The organism is Candidatus Kuenenia sp., assembly GCF_027493735.1.
In the GTDB taxonomy this organism is placed as follows: domain Bacteria; phylum Planctomycetota; class Brocadiia; order Brocadiales; family Brocadiaceae; genus Kuenenia; species Kuenenia stuttgartiensis_A.
This window is the reverse complement of sequence record NZ_JAOSKF010000024.1, coordinates 226200-244270: the sequence shown is the minus strand read 5'-3', so window position 1 is coordinate 244270 and position 18071 is coordinate 226200. Positions and strand designations below refer to the sequence as shown.

Annotated in this window: 19 protein-coding genes; 8 read left to right on the top strand and 11 right to left on the bottom strand. The window is 42.3% G+C overall.

Going from position 1 to position 18071, the window contains the following annotated elements:
• Positions 1–82 precede the first annotated feature (82 nt).
• The 10 genes from M5U24_RS18330 to nikR all read right to left on the bottom strand — a co-directional run bounded on the left by M5U24_RS18330 (position 83) and on the right by nikR (position 10040).
• The gene (locus M5U24_RS18330; protein ID WP_099325812.1) at positions 83–2512 is read right to left on the bottom strand and encodes a hydrazine synthase subunit alpha; all 2430 of its coding nucleotides are present in this window, start codon (positions 2510–2512) and stop codon (positions 83–85) included.
• A 73-nt stretch (positions 2513–2585) separates the two neighbouring features.
• A complete protein-coding gene (locus M5U24_RS18325; RefSeq protein WP_099327067.1) occupies positions 2586–3611 on the bottom strand; it encodes a hydrazine synthase subunit gamma in 1026 nt (341 codons plus the stop codon).
• A 78-nt stretch (positions 3612–3689) separates the two neighbouring features.
• Positions 3690–4823: a hydrazine synthase subunit beta gene (locus M5U24_RS18320; RefSeq protein WP_172953498.1), complete on the bottom strand. Its 1134-nt coding sequence runs from the start codon at positions 4821–4823 to the stop codon at positions 3690–3692.
• A 437-nt stretch (positions 4824–5260) separates the two neighbouring features.
• Complete coding sequence (locus M5U24_RS18315) at positions 5261–5830, bottom strand: hypothetical protein (RefSeq protein ID WP_099325809.1); 570 nt, start codon at positions 5828–5830, stop codon at positions 5261–5263.
• A gap of 70 nt (positions 5831–5900) precedes the next feature.
• The gene (locus M5U24_RS18310) at positions 5901–6908 is read right to left on the bottom strand and encodes a hypothetical protein (RefSeq protein WP_099325808.1); all 1008 of its coding nucleotides are present in this window, start codon (positions 6906–6908) and stop codon (positions 5901–5903) included.
• Positions 6909–6988: 80 nt separating this feature from the next.
• Complete coding sequence (locus tag M5U24_RS18305) at positions 6989–7717, bottom strand: ABC transporter ATP-binding protein (RefSeq protein ID WP_099325807.1); 729 nt, start codon at positions 7715–7717, stop codon at positions 6989–6991.
• Positions 7692–8387: an energy-coupling factor transporter transmembrane component T gene (locus M5U24_RS18300; RefSeq protein WP_169703794.1), complete on the bottom strand. Its 696-nt coding sequence runs from the start codon at positions 8385–8387 to the stop codon at positions 7692–7694. The genes M5U24_RS18305 and M5U24_RS18300 overlap by 26 nt, the downstream gene beginning before the upstream one ends.
• A gap of 23 nt (positions 8388–8410) precedes the next feature.
• Positions 8411–8731 carry a hypothetical protein gene (locus M5U24_RS18295; RefSeq protein WP_298203205.1) on the bottom strand — a complete coding sequence of 107 codons (321 nt, stop codon included), beginning with the start codon at positions 8729–8731 and terminating at the stop codon, positions 8411–8413.
• A gap of 92 nt (positions 8732–8823) precedes the next feature.
• Entirely contained in the window at positions 8824–9429 is a 606-nt protein-coding gene (cbiM, locus tag M5U24_RS18290) for a cobalt transporter CbiM (RefSeq protein WP_169703796.1), read from the bottom strand.
• A gap of 191 nt (positions 9430–9620) precedes the next feature.
• On the bottom strand, positions 9621–10040 hold the full coding sequence (gene nikR / locus M5U24_RS18285; RefSeq protein WP_230410025.1) for a nickel-responsive transcriptional regulator NikR: 420 nt from the start codon (positions 10038–10040) through the stop codon (positions 9621–9623).
• Between the two features lie 249 nt (positions 10041–10289).
• Between nikR and M5U24_RS18280 the strand changes: the two genes are divergently transcribed.
• From M5U24_RS18280 to M5U24_RS18245, 8 genes are all read left to right on the top strand, one after another.
• Complete coding sequence (locus M5U24_RS18280) at positions 10290–11105, top strand: site-2 protease family protein (protein ID WP_169703798.1); 816 nt, start codon at positions 10290–10292, stop codon at positions 11103–11105.
• Between the two features lie 111 nt (positions 11106–11216).
• Entirely contained in the window at positions 11217–12407 is a 1191-nt protein-coding gene (locus tag M5U24_RS18275) for a DUF362 domain-containing protein (RefSeq protein WP_099325802.1), read from the top strand.
• Between the two features lie 120 nt (positions 12408–12527).
• Positions 12528–13922, top strand: coding sequence for a magnesium transporter (mgtE, locus tag M5U24_RS18270; protein ID WP_099325801.1), 1395 nt, complete (start codon positions 12528–12530; stop codon positions 13920–13922).
• Between the two features lie 224 nt (positions 13923–14146).
• The gene (locus tag M5U24_RS18265) at positions 14147–14440 is read left to right on the top strand and encodes a hypothetical protein (RefSeq protein ID WP_099325800.1); all 294 of its coding nucleotides are present in this window, start codon (positions 14147–14149) and stop codon (positions 14438–14440) included.
• Positions 14437–15237: a tetratricopeptide repeat protein gene (locus tag M5U24_RS18260; RefSeq protein WP_099325799.1), complete on the top strand. Its 801-nt coding sequence runs from the start codon at positions 14437–14439 to the stop codon at positions 15235–15237. Before M5U24_RS18265 ends, M5U24_RS18260 begins: the two co-directional genes overlap by 4 nt.
• Before the next feature lie 71 nt (positions 15238–15308).
• Positions 15309–15620, top strand: a complete 312-nt coding sequence (locus M5U24_RS18255; RefSeq protein ID WP_099325798.1) for a hypothetical protein — start codon at positions 15309–15311, stop codon at positions 15618–15620.
• 72 nt (positions 15621–15692) lie between these two features.
• Positions 15693–16295: a hypothetical protein gene (locus tag M5U24_RS18250; RefSeq protein WP_099325797.1), complete on the top strand. Its 603-nt coding sequence runs from the start codon at positions 15693–15695 to the stop codon at positions 16293–16295.
• Between the two features lie 96 nt (positions 16296–16391).
• Positions 16392–17180 (top strand): hypothetical protein, encoded by a 789-nt coding sequence (locus tag M5U24_RS18245; protein ID WP_298203200.1) that lies wholly within the window; start codon positions 16392–16394, stop codon positions 17178–17180.
• Between the two features lie 310 nt (positions 17181–17490).
• On the opposite strand, the gene M5U24_RS18240 is transcribed toward M5U24_RS18245, so the two are convergent.
• Positions 17491–17745, bottom strand: coding sequence for a hypothetical protein (locus M5U24_RS18240; RefSeq protein ID WP_099325795.1), 255 nt, complete (start codon positions 17743–17745; stop codon positions 17491–17493).
• Positions 17746–18071 lie beyond the last annotated feature (326 nt).

Here is an 18071-nt window from a genome sequence, read left to right as displayed (position 1 = left end):
TTTGCCACTTTTCCCCGGCTCTTCGCTTGTTTTACCTCTTACTACTTACCACAACTATATAAAATGCTGTTAATAACCTCTCTTATTTTACAAGATATCCAGGATAAAAATCTGGTCCCGGAATGTTATCCCACTGCGCACCCAGGTCTATCCACTCTACTATCGCATATCTCTCATCCTGAGTAAGGAATTTATTGTGCAATAAACGACCCTCTATCGGGAATATCTTCTCCCTGGGAGCATTCGCGCTTAACTCAGCTTCATACAACCTCCATACCAACAAACTGTTGATCGCTGCTGACGGATTAACATATTTTCCGCCAATGTTCGGGTCTTTCCCCCTCTGCGGCTCAAGCAAGCTGTTGTATGCACGACTGTATGCTGCTATACCATCTACACTTACCAATTCCAATCCGCCACCAAGGTTCGGAGGATTGTTCGAATCATGACACATCGCACACTTCGCATCAAGTATCGGCTGAATGTCCCTGCGGAAATCCACCGTCCTCTGCTTATCCAGCGTCAATCCTTCCACCGGCTGTGATGTCGTTCCGGATGGACCACCATAGTAAATGTCAGATGGTACTACTACATCCTCTCCATGTTTTACGCCCTTGTAATTCCCATCGTTGTCAAACTTCAAATACCTGAACGCAAATGGTGAATCATAGTGGCTTCTGTCATCATACCACCAGTTGTACAACGCCTTTGCATGGATGTTCTTGAACGCCCTTCCACGATATGATCCATAGTGACATCCACTACAAATCCTGCCATGATATGGCCTCAAATATGCCCAGGTTAAAGCAGTCTGTACAGACATACCCTTATCATCCAATATCTGCATGTAATAAGGAACATCTGAAAGCTGGGATGTAACTGTTGAACCATCGCTCTCTACATATTGATACCCGATGATACCCCTCTGCTGAAATGCTGTACCTGAATTGCTGCTTGATCTCTCTCCACCAAGAAGATGTGCTCCAGCCCCTACCCTGAAACGGGTTGAATCCGGTTCTACACACTGATATCCCTGGATGATTCTTACTGCCTTGATATCTCCATGGCTTACGTTTTTTGCCTTCTGATGCGGATAAGGACCTACAGGCTGATCTGACAATGTCGTATCAAAGCATATCCATGTTCCCCATGAATGCGGATATCCTTCCACCTTCACCTGATCAAACGGCTGATACGTTACGACCGTTACACCAAAGTTCTTACCGGCGGTAAAGGTGTTAATCCACCTTGGCTTGTACTTCACATAAACCGGCGCAGGCTGGTGATCATTCCAGTTAGGATCATCATATACCTTGTCCCCTGCAGCACATTTGCTAAAATTAAACCAGTATATGCCAAAATCCCCTCTTTCTGCATAGGATACCAACATCCTGTCGTCCGGAAGCGGATATGGACTCCTGTACAATCCACCATCTTTTCCTGTCAACTTCTCATACGTCTTGTTGAACGGAGCATCCCAGCTCACCGCTGCCAACTGACCTACGCCCCAATTCATGTACGGAGACTCAACATAGACAATCTTCCTGTCTCCAAAGGTGATCTTCGCCTGAGACCTTCCGCTGGTGCCACCGATTTCCCCATCACAGTTTCCATAGATAGGCCTTGGATACGCACCATCCCAGTTGTCCACACAAATCATCACCCTGCCTTCTCCGCCAGCCCTGCTGCCATTTGCCTGCACGCTTGAGAAAAGGATGTTTCCGTCAGGAGTTAACCATGGATCAAAGTTGGAACTTAAATTGTAGGTGATCTGGTCTATCGTGGTATTGAGGTGCGGAAACTCTATGCCAGATAGCACGTGTCCGGTGATTCTCTGTATGATCTTACCGCCCTGCGTATCCAAACGGTAAAGATTATACGCATATGGATTGTGGAACTCATCCATTACGCCTTCCGGTGAACCTGAAAATATTATCATGCCCGTCTTCTCTACCATGCCATGCTCTTTCCAGTCCCCTTCAAAATACCGGTCACGCCATATGATACGGCCTTCGCCTTCTTCAATACTTCCCGCTGCATAATAAATCGGTGAACGGCAGGTTCCCTTAAGATCAGTCATCTGCCTTAAACCACTGCCATCTATGTTCATTTCCCATATCTGGCACCCGCCGCCTTTCTTGTGTACCCCGGCAAACGCAAATTTCTTGCCGTCCCAATAGGTGCATGGATCAAAGGCTGTTGCAAAATCATTGGTCAATACCTTCAATTCCTTTGTGTTTAAATCAAATAACACTATCCGGCTTCCTTCCGGTATATAGTGCGGATAGTTCTGGTACGGATCCCCTTTGGCTGTCCTCGGCGACTGCGTAAACAATATCTGACTCACAGGACCCTGCACCTCTTTTGACATCCCACTATAATCAGTCCATAAGGCCTTCCCCTGCACCGGGCCGCCTGTCATTACAGGCTCAGCATTCACAAGGGTACTCCCACAGACCAACGCACCCGCTACAAACGCCGATGCTATCACTCCTAATTTCCTCTTACCCATCTATTGGCCTTCTCCTTTCACTTATTGTCCTTAAATTTTTATCGCTTATACTACACATTCATACACTTCTCTCTTATAACGCCTTCAGGTACTCCACCAAATCCTGGAGCTCCTGCTGCTTTAAATGAGACGTCCTTCCATGCATGTCCTTATCATTTACCGTGTTGTTTATGGTGTCCATCAATGTCCTTGCACCACCATCATGGAAATAGGTGCCTGATGCATAGATGTCTCTCAATGTCGGCGTATCAAATTCCTTCACAAGATCCAATCCAATGATTGGTGTGTTGCTCTCAACACCATATGGATCCTCACCTGCCTCTAACGCCGATATGTTAAATACCTTCCCAGGTGTTGACCTGAAACCATTTACACCTACCCTGCCGGTTCCTACATCATGCGTCTGTGCATCACTGAACAATGCCCTCGGATCCATCGGATCGCCAGGATGACACTCAAGACATCCTACCTTCGGATCCTCAAATATCTTCTGACCCCTCTTCTGGGCTTCGGTTAAACTTCCATCCGCATTCCTGAATGGACTCCCGGTAAATTCCAACGCCCTGATGTAACAAATGAGCGCCTCTAATCTCATCGGAGAAAAATTCTCACTCCTGAACACAAATCCAGGATCCCTTCCACATACCCTGTCAAGTGAACTGGTTGCCCCTACTATTTCATCAGGATGACCAGTGAACCCCTCATGCCTGAACGGAGGAAGATATCGGCCGCCACGAATATACTTCGTGTTCTTCCAGCTACCCCATCCTTCATCTCCCAAATCCCAAATCAAACCGGTTGTCTGGCCTCTCTCATAATGACAACTGGCGCATGAGTATGATCCCTGCAAACTCCACGCTGCATCGTTAAACTGGAACTGCCCGTATCTTACCAGCTCACTCTTAAAAGGTGAATGCTTTACACGGAAATGCACTTCCGGCACCGTCAAAGGTTCTTCCCTTCCCAGCGGTTCCCACGTAGCTCCCGTCTGGATCGTGGAAATTACCCGCGGCTGACCGGCATATACGCCGCCCGCCGATATCAGCCCCACTACCCCCAGGGCCGCAACTAATCCTATTTTCACTACTCCTGTCTTCATTCTTTCTTTTCCTCCTAATCTCATTTCTCTTGCCATTTGTTTTCCAAAAATAAATAACTCTCACACTCCATACAATCCTTAATCAACCGCAGTCCTTATCACGGTTACATTGTTGGAAAAATAGTTGGCCGCATAACAAAATTTGCCGTCAGGTGATAAACATACCGAACTTGGCCCCAGACCCGTAGGAACCCTGGCAACAAGATAATCTCTTACCAACCCAAGGTCGTCCCTCAGATAATCAAGCTCCTCCTGCGTGCTGCTCCTCACCAGACCCAATACCTTATCCATATCCAGTATCGTTACACGATGCATCCCTCTTACCCCAATGTACAAATACTTGCCCTTAGGGTCCATCGCCATACCATACGGATTGCCATCGTAATTGTTGAGATCGTCCAACGGTAATCTCGCTACCTTACCACCGGCCTTGGTCTCTATGATTGTTACGTTGTTCGTAAATACCTGACCATTCTCCGCTTCACATACCGGCAACCAGTTCTTCGGCGTCTGGTGGGTTACAGCTATGTATTTACCATCCGGCGTATATACAACATCCCTCAGGTTGGAACTCTCATGGATTACCCTGTTCTCTACTACCCTGCCACTGGCAATGTCAATAAAATCAACGCTCCGGTTGATCGATCCTACCGTGTCAAGTATCGCAACAAGGGTCTTCCCATCAGGAGATATCTCCACCATCCTGGGACCGTAATCTGAAGTATATATCGACCTTACCTTCTCCATCCTCCCCGTATCAATTACATCAATCGCGTTCCACATGCAACCGGAACATGCAACATAGGCAGTCTTGCCATCAGGCGAAATCTTGATCCCGCTCGGCCAGTCACCTACCTTTATCTCCTTGATCTCCTGCTTCCTCTGTATGTCCACTACCGATACACTGTCGCTCTCTGCATTACATACATACAAAAATGCCCCGTCAGGCGTAACCGCTGAAGCCTCAGGCTGTACCCTCACAGCGACCTCACCCGTTACCTTCTGCGTCCTTGCATCCACAAACGTTACACTGTGCCCAGATTGATTCGATATAAATAACGTACTACCATCCGGCGACATCGTTATGTGAAACGGCCCGGGTAAATCCGTCTTTACATGCGTACCCTGTATATACCCCGCAGTCGCTACTCCGCCACTTATCGCTACCGCAGCTCCAAGCATCACCGCTCCTATCATTCCCTTTCGTATCATAATTCTTCGCTTACCTCCTTCAAAATTCATAACATCTGCTCAATCCTAACTCACGAAAATTTCTGCTTTTACACTTAAATGCGTCCGTACATTCACCCCCCTTCCGTAAAAAATTCTGCGCAAAATAATACACAACAAAACACTTTGTATGTAACAACACTTAGCAAGAAGTGCGCCATTTCGAAAAAAACAACACGACCACCACAACCAAAGAAAGCACAAGCTACTACTGTTAAATATGTTACGATTACAGCACAAAAAAGATGCAATTAGTACATGAGAACGCAGAAAGACTATAAATGGTCACGCATCGGTTTTTTTTCTTAAGACACAAAGTCGCATCTATCCTGCAAGGCTTGATATAAACAGTGACCAATTATGGGCACACGGTGTCATAAGACTGTCATGTTTTTCTAAAGCAAAGATGGTCGTTCAATTCATTTATACGCTACTTCCTCAATAATAATGCATGTTGATAATTCATCGTGAGCATAAGGGCAATTTGGAGCGCTATTTTCTGCCTGAAACCAGTATTTTTCATCATTTTTACAATGATAAAGCCTTAACTTGTTTTCTTTAAGCTGCATTGGCCATGCAATAAAGAACGGAAACAGTTCACGGCTTATTAACCCTAAAGATTCTTTTGCATTTTCCAGGGTTTCACATTCTTTAAGAGATATCGCATGCTGAAAAATATGTTCCATCATATAACGCCCCTCACCTTTATTTTCAGTTTGAACACCCTGTTGCGCAGCATCCATAATATTTTGCGCCAATACAGGAATATTTTGGATATCTTTCTCTATAAGTTTTTTGTAGAGAAGATCATATGATTCCAATAGCGACTGCAAATGCACTACTGTCGATCTTTTAATGGTTATAGGGGTATTACTCCAGTGGTCATGGCCTTCATGTGCAAATATGCATTTTTGATGAGACAGAAATGTACAACAAGCCCAAAAAAGTATTGCAATCATCTGCTTTTTCCATATTCGTGTTTTTAGCATAATTTTTCCTCCTTCTCTATAAATGGTTTAAGGTATTATTGACCAGAAAACCCTGCCAGGGTTGGCGTCCTTAAAAAGAATATGTCACGGTGAGAATTGCCCTATAGTGTTCAAGTCCTTCAGCGCCCTGTTGCTCCGATTCCCTGTTCAAATCCTTCCATACGGGAAATTTCAGAAGCCCTCCGATACTGATATTTTTCTTAAGAGAAACGCGAAAGCCAGGTGAAAGATACAGAATCGTTCCCCCGCTGTCATCTTCATCGTGATGGTGTTCGTCTTCATCTTTTGTCAGATGGAGGAAGTTTGATTCAGTAATAATATCTACCCTTTGGAAAAATCCCTGAGGATTTTCAAATATTTCATACCCTCCGGCCAGATTGAAACGGATCTCATTTCCAGGTTTACCGTCATCATGACGGGTAAAGGTGGTAAATGATGTCTCCCCGGTAAGAGTAAAGTGCTGAAAAAGCATTTTTGATGCGGAGAAACCTGTCATAAACGTTGGCGCGGCAAAACCTGTCTGCATGCCCATGTCAAACCTGTTGCCATTATTATCTTCGTTTGTAATATCACCGGTCTGAACAGTAAAACCCCCTAAAACCGACATTTTCAGATCATTAGTCGTGTAACTTTCTCCAATAGTATCTTCCGGGCCGTTATTATAAAAACCCCGAATCCCGTTTCTCTCGCCGTACTTAAAACCGTATTGTACTAAAAATCCAGCATCACCAAACCCCTTCGATGTGCCTAAGGAGTCTTGTTCTTTAATAGCATAAGGCATCACAAGATAGAGGGATAAATAGTCAGTAATGCCATAGCCGGCTAATGTGTTAAAGAAGGTAAAGTTTTCAATGTTTTCAGGGTCAGCATGGTTCTTTTGTTCAAAAGACGCAAATTCTATTTTTTCGTAAAGCAAAAATTTCCCTTTCCCGAGAGTCATAGGCGATGCAGTTTCAACAGGTGCGCCAGGGCCAAAGGCGGTAGAAACGCCTCCATGATGGGCATACACTTTTCCAGCGTTACTTGCGCAACAGAAAAAAAGTATAAGAATAAAACTGTAAAAAAAACGATTGTTCATCACAAGAACTCCTTTTAACAAAATAAAGGGAATTAAATAGCACACTTATTACTATCGTGCCACCATAATTAAAAAAATATTTATTCTTTTATCGGTATTGCCTCCATCCCGTACTTTTTTAAAATACCTTCATTATGTACCAACTCAACGGTAGTTTTGTCTGCAACAATCCTGCCTTTATCCATAAGAATGCACCGTTCGGTCAATTCCTCTATCAGGCGTAAATCATGTGAGGCCACCAGAAGAGCAATTCTTAATCCTTTCAGATAGGTTATTAATTTACGTCTATGACGGTGGTCCAGGTCGTTTGCTGGTTCATCGAGGATTAACAAATCGGGTTCCATCGCCATAGCTGCCGCCAGTGCAACCCTGCGCTTCTGCCCTCCCGATAAATGATGCGGCGGCCGTTCCCGAACATCATTTAATTCAAAATACGCCAGCCACTTTTCCACCGTGTCTGCCACCTGCTGCTTTGGCCAATACAAATTTTTCGGTCCAAATGCAATTTCCTCCCAGACGGAAGAACAAAAAAGCTGATCGTTTACCTGCTGAAAAGTAAGGGCGACATGCTTCCGAACTTCATTAATATTTTTGAGTCCGGTAAGCGGTTTGTCCAAAACACGAACTTCTCCCGAATGTGGTCTTAAAAGCCCGTTTAAGTGCCAAAAAAGGGTTGTTTTGCCAGCGCCACTAGGCCCGATCAGACCCACCTTTTCATGTTGGTGAACGGAAAATGATAATCCTGATATCGCCTGCACACCATTCGGATAAAGAAACGTAACGTTATAAACACTTACCACACAGGACATCGCAAATCACTCCGGTCCAAATTAAAAAAGCCATTAAAAACATCAGAGACAAAACAACATACGAGGGCGCTTCGTCTTTGTCTGTGCTGATAGTATATGTTCCGCAAAATCCGCGTGATTGCATTGCACGTTCAACATTTTCAGATTGCTCAAAACTAGACAAAAGCACACTGCCAATCCCCCCGGCAAGGTTTCGTAATTGCAGGGAACGCAACCCCTTTTTTGCACCGCGTGAAGACTGTGCGGCAAACGTCATTTTTATCCGTTCCCCCATAATAGGTAAAAAACGCGTGGTAAATGCAATGACATTTAACAAAATTGCCGGTATTCCCATTTTCTCTAAGGTTGACAAAATACGTTCAAATCCCACCCATTTAATCCAGATTACACTCCACAACCACATTGAAAACATTTTGACCATGAGGATTGGGGCAAGCGCTCTGCCCTCTTTTGTTAGCAAAAGGCTTACACCGGTGAGAAGGAAAAAAACCCAGACTCCTTTTGCATGGCATACAACAATGAATATGTTTCCAACTGTGAATACACCAAACAATAACACCATAAACAGGCAAACAACAAGAGGCCCAAAATTATTCAGCAAACCTATACCCACCAGTACAAGCAAAACCAGTATCGTTCCTGTGCGGGTAGAAGCCGGCGGCAATTTCAATTTTTGTAGTTTGCAAAATGGCATTATGTCTTTTTTTTTAATAAAAACCGTTGTATGGCATAACCGCCGCCGATAATGAACATGACTCCAATTACCACGCGGATACTTAAAATGTCTAACAACCCCTTTGGGCGTTCTTTAAGAAATTCCTCCCATGTTATCATTGCACGATGACCTCCGGAATCATCTACAATGATTAAGTGAGGTATTGTCTCCAAATTCTCCGGCAACCTCCATATCCCCTTTTCATCCATTTTATCCTGAAGAATTATGACGCCATTTGCATCCACAAGAACAACCTCTGCTCCTGAGGCAGGTGTATGATCGCTGTAAGATGCATACAATGTTTTCTCCTTAGAAAAAAGAGAAAGTCCGTGTGCATATACCGCTAAAGGCACCGAAAAAAAGATACAAAAAAAAACGAATAAGAAAGCTTTCAATGTAAAATTCCTAATAACGAAGGTTTTACTTTTTGCAAAAAGTGTACCAGCCAATAACTGATAACGCCTTCAATAAGTATGACAGGAACATGTCCCCAAAAAACCAGTTTGGCAAGGGGAGCCAGCGCCGCATGGGTTGTAGAAAGCGCAACAAAGAGTAAAACGGACGAAATACATACAGCACCGCCACCCGCGAACGATCCTATCCATGGCCGTTTTTTCGCTGAAAACTGTTTCATCCAATGGCGTCCAAGCATGCCGATAATCGCGCCAGGCAACGCCATAACAGCAATATTTACCCCCAACACAGTCAATCCTCCAAAACCAAGGAACAAAGCCTGCAGCAAAAGGCCTACCGTTATTACGGTTACAGCGCTCCATCCCAGTAAAAGTCCTGCAATACCATTGAGGACAAGATGCATACTGAAAGGTCCAAGGGGTATGTGGATTGTAGAACCTGCAAAAAAAACAGCGGCAATTACTCCGTATGCACCGACTTTGTCAGGTTTCAGGCTTTTTACCGACATCGCTAACGAAGGGGCTGCAACAGCCCATCCGGTAATGACAATGTAGGGAGAAAGTACTCCGTCGCTAATATGCAAAAATGTCTCCTCCGGTTACCAGTAGTACGTATAATATACTCGTGCTATTGCATAGCACAAAAAAAATAATATCACGAATATTCCGGGATGTTTTTTTGCAATGGCAGAAGGAAACCCGTTCTCATTGTATCCATGTTTGCCGCTATGCAAGCATAGTGCAGAAATCCGGGCTTGATTAGAAAAGGCCATATTTACAAAATCCCCTTTCCCGTAGTTGCCATGGATATGCCCCCGTGTTTAACACCTTTTGCCGATTTCAGTTTTCCGTATAATTCCTCTACCATTTGCGGCTTGCCTTTTATAACAATGATTTCAAGACAATTATCATGATCTAGATGGATATGCTGGGAAGAAAGGATAATACCATGATAGTCGTGCTGGATATCAATGAGCATGTTTACCAGTTCCCTTTTATGATGATCGTAAACAAGTGTGATAGAACCGGTAATCTCCTTGCCTTCCTGCCATTCTTCCATCACCAAATTACCGCGTATCAGATCACGTATTGCCTCCGAACGGTTGGTATATTTTTTCTTCTTTATGTGGGTATCAAATTTCTTAAGGAGTTCCTTTTCCAGAGAAACCCCGAATCTAACCAAAAAAGACATCATGCGCCTCAATATAAAATTATGCGTAACGCTCTGGTTTTTTGACATTAAACGATGTTACTAATCGGAAAATAGTATCACGATTCCAGGGGCAATGTCAATATTAACGTTTAATATAATTTACAAAACTTATTTAACATGTTAATGTAAAAAAGAACACATGAAGAAAACAGAGAAATGCTTACAAAAAAGAGGGGTTTTTTACCGGGCAAGACTTTAAAAAAACATTGCGAAAGGGGAAAATAAAGGTAAATGACAAGAGAAGAACAGAAATCTTCACCTTTTTTCAAAAAGGTGCGAATCCATGTATTGCTTTTTATTGCCACTTTTCTGACAACGTATTACGTTAATGGAATATGGTATTCACTAGCTATTATGTCAATCCTACTTTCTCATGAATTAGGACATTTTTTTATGTGCAGAAAATACCATGTAGACGCCACCTTGCCCTATTTTCTACCCCTCCCACTGCCACCTTTTGGTACATTTGGAGCAGTCATAAAAATGAAAGGGCACATCCCCCACAAGCGGGCATTGTTTGATATTGGCGCGGCAGGTCCGCTTATGGGCCTGGTATTTGCCATTCCCGCCATTGTAGTAGGCCTTATCCTTTCAGACGTACGACCTGTGCCAGCCGATTCATCAAATTACCTGGGACTTGGGGAACCGGTACTCTTTTCATTTATCGCAAAGCTTCTATTTGGAACGCTGCCGGAAGGAATGGATATTTATCTTCATCCTCTTGCATTTGCAGGCTGGGCCGGATTATTCGTCACTGCGCTTAATCTTTTGCCAATCGGGCAGCTTGACGGAGGACATATTATGTACGCACTGCTGGGGAAAAAGAGTGACATCGTTTATCGTATAGGTATATTTATTTTTTGCGTAATCACCGTTTTTTTTTATAAGGGCTGGATTTTATTTGCCATACTCCTTCTGATTTTTGGATTTCGACATCCCTCGCCCGCAGATGAATATACGCCTCTCGATCCCAGGAGAAAGATGCTTGGCATTGCCCTTTTCATTATTTTTCTCCTGTCTTTTACCCCCGTGCCTCTTAAATTTTAGTACCCATCTGCTCATTTTTACTACTATCATAATATATGCTGTGGTATAGTATTACCCAGCAAAGACTTCTTTTGTAACGTAGATACAAGAAACATTTTACGAGGTTTACCCATGTCTATAGTATCAATTGCAAAATGTGACGATTATACCCTGGAAAAGGTTTACCATGCGATACATCGGTCTCTAAGCTTGCTTAATGGCACTGAAATGCTTGTACGACCAGGAAAAAAGGTACTGTTAAAACTTAACCTTCTTTCATCATCACAAACCCCGGAAAGAGCGGTAAATACCCACCCTGCAGTTGTCAGGGCGCTGGTGGATATATTTCAGAAAGATTTTGGGTGCGAGGTATATATTGGGGATTCATCAGGAAGCGTAAAAAACAGTTCCACGTTCAACGCCTTCCGGGTTACCCGTATCAACGAAATTGCGGAAAATACCGGCGCAAAGATTGTAAATTTTGATAAAGACAAATACATCGATGTTTACAACAAGGATTATGAAATCTTAGACAAATTCCGTATAGCCAGGACGTTGAGAGAGGTCGATTTTATTGTTTCCGTTCCTAAACTGAAAACGCACGGTTTAACGCAGTATACCGGAGCGATAAAAAACATGCTCGGCTCGATACCGGGCAATGGCAAAAAGAATGTCCATTTAATAGCGCCGAAACCAACCGTCTTTGCCAAGGCGTTGGTGGATATTTACCAAATGGCGCCGCCTCATCTCATCATAATGGATGCAATTGTAGGCATGGAAGGAAACGGCCCTAATGCGGGAAACCCAAAAAAGGTCGGTTTAATTATTTCCAGCAGGGACAGCGTCGCGCTGGATACGGTAGCCAGCAACATCATTGGTTTCGAACCTATGGCCGTACCGACTATCCGTTTTGCACATCAGCGCGGTTTGGGCATTGGCGAATTGCGCAATATTACTGTAGCAGGAGAATCCATTCAAAATGTAGCGGTGCATGATTTTAAAAAACCATCCAGCGGTGCACAGGACTTTGCGGGAAAGTATCTCCCCAATTTTCTTCTTGCGATGATGTTTGACAATACCTGTTCTACTTTTTCCACCGTAAACCATTCCAATTGTACAAGGTGTTATGAGTGTGTAAGAAATTGCCCTGCCGGCGCCATGTCAAAAGACACGGGAAAAGTAGAGGTCGACAAAAAGAAATGTATTGGTTGTTTTTGCTGTGATGAGGTATGCGATTTTCATGCAATAGAGATGAAACGCTCTCTGGTTGGCAGAGCGTTGCTGGGTATGGCGAAGGCTTTAGGAGTAGAAAAGGTAGAATAAATTCCTCCACTGTGCAAAAGAAAAAATAATGGTACGTTGAATGAAAATAGCATTGTTTTACCCCTGTGAAATTTTTTCAGGTCAATAGATTTATCAGACTGGAACCAATAAGGCAGAACGTTGCCAAAAAATTTTAATACCTTTGTAAAAATGGAACTAAAGTGGGCAAATATTTTCCTTCCTGAAATCAAGGAACTTATAAGGACAAAAGACTTCAGCCGGCTGCGGGATTTTCTTCGCGAACGCCATCCCGCCGATATTGTCGACATTCTCGCCGGGCTGGAACCTGCAGAGAAGGTGGTAAGCTTCAGATTGCTTGACAAGAGCAAAAGTTCTGAAGTCTTTTCACTCTTTGATTCTTCCGAACAGGAAGCGCTCCTAAAGCAATTTACAGAACAACATGTAAGAACGCTTTTAATTGAAATGGAGCCGGACGACAGAACCCAGCTATTTGATGAACTCCCTGCAGACGTTGTGGAAAGACTCCTGAAATTACTCCCTCCCGCGGAAAGAAAGGAAGCAAACGAGCTTTTAAATTATCCCCCTAACTCCGCAGGCCGCATAATGACCCCTGAGTTCGTGGGGCTTCAAATGCATATGACCGTTGCACGGGCGCTTGAACATATACGGAAAACAGGTTTGAACCGTGAAATTATTTACATATGCTATATCGTTGATGAAACAAAAAAATTGCGGGGGGTTACCTCTCTCAAAAACATCATCCTTGCGAATCCAGACCAACTGATACAAGAGATAATGAATGAACATGTTTTATTTGTTCACACCACCGATGACCAGGAAAAAGCGGCAAAAGTGGTTCAGAAATACGATCTTCTTGCGGTACCGGTAGTCGATAACGAAAACAGGCTCGTTGGTATTGTGACGTTTGACGATGTGCTTGATGTTGTAGAAGAAGAAGCAACCGAGGATTTTAAAAAAATGGCTGGTATCCAGACTATAGAAGACGAATATTTCCGCGTTGGAGTATCAAAACGCGTGATTAACCGGATAGTTTGGCTCGCGATACTTGTCATCGCTGCAACCATTTCACAAACAATACTGAAGGGATACTCAGAAATCTTAAGCTCGATGATTGCAATTGCCTATTTCATCCCTATGCTAACGGGTTCAGGCGGCAATACTGGTTCCCAGTCATCTACCCTTGTGATCCGGGCGCTGGCTACGGGAGAGATAACTACCAGGGAATGGTGGAAAATTTTACTAAGGGAATTACGGGTAGGGGTTGTGCTTGGACTAATTTTAGGATTTATTGCTTTTTCCATTGCAGCAATATCCACAAAACAACCCGCACTGGCCGCAACGGTAGGAATTTCCTTATTTTCCGTAGTGAGTGCCGGGAACATCGTAGGAGTCTCTATCCCGCTGCTTTTCCGGCTGATAAAACTGGATCCGGCGTTTGTATCTGCACCATTAATTGCAACGATACTGGACGCAACGGGACTTATTATTTATTTCGAAATCGCCAGAAGGGTGCTTTTGATAACAACCCACTAACATTTTTTTCCCCAACAAACAGCATGGACAAAGCATTTGCCAGTTTGGGTATGAACGCATTTATGACAATTTATAGCAAATGCTTCGCCCATGCTTCCCTTAAAAAAATACCGCTAAAATCGCAAGGAACCCGTATAAACGAAGCTTGACTTTTTTTTTGACCGATGGTATCCTTTGATACTTTTATCATTGTGAATTATAGCAAACTTTGAACGGAGGCGCGATTGCCATATCAACGCAAATCTTCAAACGAAAATATCGTCTTGCTTGGCCTTGCATTTGACCACGAAGATAATCATAAAAGGATTACCACGGGAGAAAATTTTTATATCCTTGGCGGATCTGCCAAAACCCATGACAACCTTGCGGAAAAGGTAATGGCTTTTAATAAAACCGTTAAAACATACGGCAAAAAATTAGAAGACATTTCTAAAACTGAGTTTTATGAAATCGTTAAAAAAATTGACGATAAAAACAAAAAAATATTCTGGTTTTATCCCAGCCAAATAAACTTATGATACGAATTGCACCTCTTTTATTACTACTCAACCTGTTTTGTACCCTCCAAATTTTCGCAACAGAATTTTTTGATGATTTTGAGATACATTACAAGTTGGGAAACGAATACAATATGCAGGGAATGCTGGATGAGGCAATCTCGGAATACCATGCCGCAATAAAGATAAATCCAGGCTATGCAAATATTTACAATAACCTTGGGGTTGCGTATAGCAAAAAAAGGATGTTTGATAAAGAAATAGAGTCATACAAAACGGCAATTGACCTGAATGCTGAATTTGAGGATGCATATTTTAACCTGGCAATTGCATATGGCTCGAAAGGCATGGTAGATGAGGAAGTATCCACTTACCAAAAATTAATAAGCATCGATCCGTATAATTTAGAGGGTCTGTACAATTTAGGGCATGCTTACCGTAAAAAAGAGAAATTTGATGAATCAATTGCCGCATACAAAAAAGTAACAGAACTCTATCCTGATTATTTCAATGCGCAGTTCAATTTGGGTGTTGTCTATGGACAAAAAGGCATGTTAACCGAGGAAATTATTCAATACAAAAAAGCGTTGACATTAGCGCCAAACGACGCAAAGATTCACTTTAACCTTGGTATTGCTTACGGTGAAATGAAAATGGTTGAAGATCAAATACGCGAATTTAAAGAAGCCCTTGCTATAGATCCCTATTACATTAAAGCTTATAAAAATCTGGAATCTGCCTATCGGCAAAAAGGATTAATTGTAGAAGCAGATGAAGAACTATCAAAGTACAACAACCTGACCCGGACGGAGAGGTAAAAAAACATAGTCTTATTTTAGTTTTCAGGCAATAACGTAAACGCTGTAAAAATCAAAGGAGGAAGAAAAAAATGCTCAACAAGGTCAACGCGATGATCGACAAGGTAAATGGAGTTGTTTCTGAGAAATCAGAGAAGGTTATGACAAACAAAAAAGTAGAGGGGATGGTAAACGGTATTGGCGCAATGGTTACCTTCCTCGGTGCAATTGCTTTTGGTATAGTTTTCATCATGTGTACCGCAAGTTTAATGAAAACCGGAAAGAATTATGTCGTGAGGCCTACCGCTGATACGGCCGTAGAAGCAGGAGCAGAAGGAGTGGAAGATGCTGAATGGGGGCACGGTGAAGACGAAGAGGAAGAAGATGTGGATGAGGATGAATAAGACACGGCAGATGACCGGTATCATTTTTATTTAACGTTGCTTATAACGTTTTAAAAGTAAGTAGGATGGCATATGGTGAAAAAAATCTTTCTCGTAACGAATAGCATCTTTATTGTCCTTGCCCTCTGTTTTTTAGCACCAGCACAAGCAGTATCCTTACGTTTAGCGCCAGAACAGATACAGGAGGCAATCCAATACGGAAGGCAAAATAAAGAGGTTGATTTCGTTGCCTTTTCAAAAGAATGGACGGTATCCCTCGGAAAGGGAATAGGCTTTGCCACATTATTCACTCCTTACCACAATGTTGCTTACAAGGCAAAAAAGTTTGAAATAGAACATAAAAATCTTACCAACCGGGACATTTTGAATGCTTTAGAAATAGGAAATGCGCTTGTATTTACCGTAACTGTTTACGGGGACGCATTTAATTTCGCAGTATTTCAAACTGCAAAACTTTGTCAAAAAGATCTGGAAATCAGACCTATATATGAATTTAAACCAGATATTGCCGATGCCAGTGAATTTTGGCCAAATCCCCCGAGCCAAATGGCAAGAATGGTATTTAAATTCCCTGTTTACGATATTGATTTAAATATGCCAATAACATTGGTTGTTTTTGATCCGGAAGAAGAAAAAGAGGCATCATTCCCTTTCGATTTAGAAAAAATGAAATGAATTTTATATTCCTGCCACATATATCCTTACGATAACGTGATGCATAAACAAGATAAGCTCGTTACCTCCAAACTTAACCCATAGAAGGGGGCGATTATGGCAGAATTTGTCACGCTCTTTCTGGCAGCGATGGTATTTTCTACACTAACAGGATGTATTACTGTTGAGACAAAAACCAGCAAAGATACTGAGGCACATTTGGCGCAGATTGATCAAAAAATAAATACTTTCGAGAAACAATTTAAGGATTTAGATTATACTACTAAAAATGCGACGACACGCATTGAAATGCTTACACAAAAAAATATGAGCATGGATGCAAAATATTCGAATTTATCTGAAATGCTAACTACTATCAGAACCGACCTTGAATCAAAAAATAATTCCATGGAAACCACCCTTTCTTATCTCACAAACGATATAGAGACTATTGAAAAACATCTGGGTGAAATCGAGAAGGCAAACTCTGAGCTACGCAATCAGATTGCTATCCTGCAAAACCAACGTTTGATTAGCCAAAAAGAAGATACTACGTTTGCAAAAAAAGCAATTATACCACAAACAAAAGAAACACCTCTCGCAAACCGTGAACTGATTAAAGAGGAAAAGAATGAAGTAGAATTCCCTGAAAACGAGGAAGCACTGGAGATTCAAACAGATAAAAAACCTTTTGCGCGGGAAGAAATGAAAGAATTATCCGATGCGCAAAAAAAAGAAAGATTACAAACACTTTTAGATGACGCATTAGAACAATATCGGGAAGGAAACTACCAGGAGGCGATTGCGAGATGGGAAAAAGTGCTTGAACTGGAACCTGATAATCTGGAAGCAAAATTCAATATTGAAATTACAAAGGAAAAAATGAAATCGCTGTCCAAAAACTGATAGAAAAGGAAAGAATCCCCCCATTGGTTAACCCCAATACCTTCCTTTTTTTATGAAAATTGTTTTCCACGAAATACCACATTTTCAATTAAACCAAGCCTTCGGCAAATTTTTTACAACGCCCATGCAGGAGTGAACCATATGTTCATCCCTACCAACCCTCCCAGCACGATCCAATAGGAGATAAAAAACAGAAAATTATGCAGATATATGTTGTATTTGTTTTCTCCGCGCCCTCTGCAGTGAACTATTAAAAAATTTCAAGGGGTTAAGACCTTCTATTTTCGCATAAAAATGATACACGTTGAAGTTAACCCACAACATGGTCAGCGGCACGGCGTTCATCCAATTCCCAACTTGCATGTCTTGTAGCCTCAAGACTGTGAATGGAGAGTAGATCAGGTACCAACTTTTGCATTATTTCTTCAACCGATAGAATCAATGAAGCGTAACGGGATTTGGCCGATTCCTTTACCCTTGCTTTTAGACTTATCCACTGGAAGACAGAAAATGCAACAAGTCCAACCGTAGCAACAGCAGATATAACAGATGAATAATCAGACATAGAAACACTTGGCGCGGCCTTTGGCCGCAACCAAATTCAAAATACGAATATCGAAATACGAAACAAATTCAAATGACAAAAAACCCAATGCTCCAAACTTTACGTAATCCTCATCTAATCAATGCCTTACGGTTATGCATTTTGAAAAACGAGCATAAAAAACAAGAAGTTGATGGATAGTAGTACAAAGTGATTTCTCCAATTATTTTGGTTTGTGGAAACAACTTCCTCTGTAATGAAATACCGGCTCGTCCGCAGAATCTGTGGGTAATAAGTAAGGATTAGTAAGAGAAAAGGTGCATTGCCATCCCAAAGGGAGTAAGATG

Coding starts and splice junctions, on each gene's coding strand:
- M5U24_RS18330 (WP_099325812.1), bottom strand. CDS start 2,512: ATGGGTAAGAGGAAATTAGGAGTGATAGCATCGGCGTTTGTAGCGGGT.
- M5U24_RS18325 (WP_099327067.1), bottom strand. CDS start 3,611: ATGAAGACAGGAGTAGTGAAAATAGGATTAGTTGCGGCCCTGGGGGTA.
- M5U24_RS18320 (WP_172953498.1), bottom strand. CDS start 4,823: ATGATACGAAAGGGAATGATAGGAGCGGTGATGCTTGGAGCTGCGGTA.
- M5U24_RS18315 (WP_099325809.1), bottom strand. CDS start 5,830: ATGCTAAAAACACGAATATGGAAAAAGCAGATGATTGCAATACTTTTT.
- M5U24_RS18310 (WP_099325808.1), bottom strand. CDS start 6,908: ATGAACAATCGTTTTTTTTACAGTTTTATTCTTATACTTTTTTTCTGT.
- M5U24_RS18305 (WP_099325807.1), bottom strand. CDS start 7,717: ATGTCCTGTGTGGTAAGTGTTTATAACGTTACGTTTCTTTATCCGAAT.
- nikR (WP_230410025.1), bottom strand. CDS start 10,040: ATGATGTCTTTTTTGGTTAGATTCGGGGTTTCTCTGGAAAAGGAACTC.
- M5U24_RS18280 (WP_169703798.1), top strand. CDS start 10,290: ATGACAAGAGAAGAACAGAAATCTTCACCTTTTTTCAAAAAGGTGCGA.
- M5U24_RS18275 (WP_099325802.1), top strand. CDS start 11,217: ATGTCTATAGTATCAATTGCAAAATGTGACGATTATACCCTGGAAAAG.
- M5U24_RS18260 (WP_099325799.1), top strand. CDS start 14,437: ATGATACGAATTGCACCTCTTTTATTACTACTCAACCTGTTTTGTACC.
- M5U24_RS18255 (WP_099325798.1), top strand. CDS start 15,309: ATGCTCAACAAGGTCAACGCGATGATCGACAAGGTAAATGGAGTTGTT.
- M5U24_RS18250 (WP_099325797.1), top strand. CDS start 15,693: ATGGTGAAAAAAATCTTTCTCGTAACGAATAGCATCTTTATTGTCCTT.
- M5U24_RS18245 (WP_298203200.1), top strand. CDS start 16,392: ATGGCAGAATTTGTCACGCTCTTTCTGGCAGCGATGGTATTTTCTACA.
- M5U24_RS18240 (WP_099325795.1), bottom strand. CDS start 17,745: ATGTCTGATTATTCATCTGTTATATCTGCTGTTGCTACGGTTGGACTT.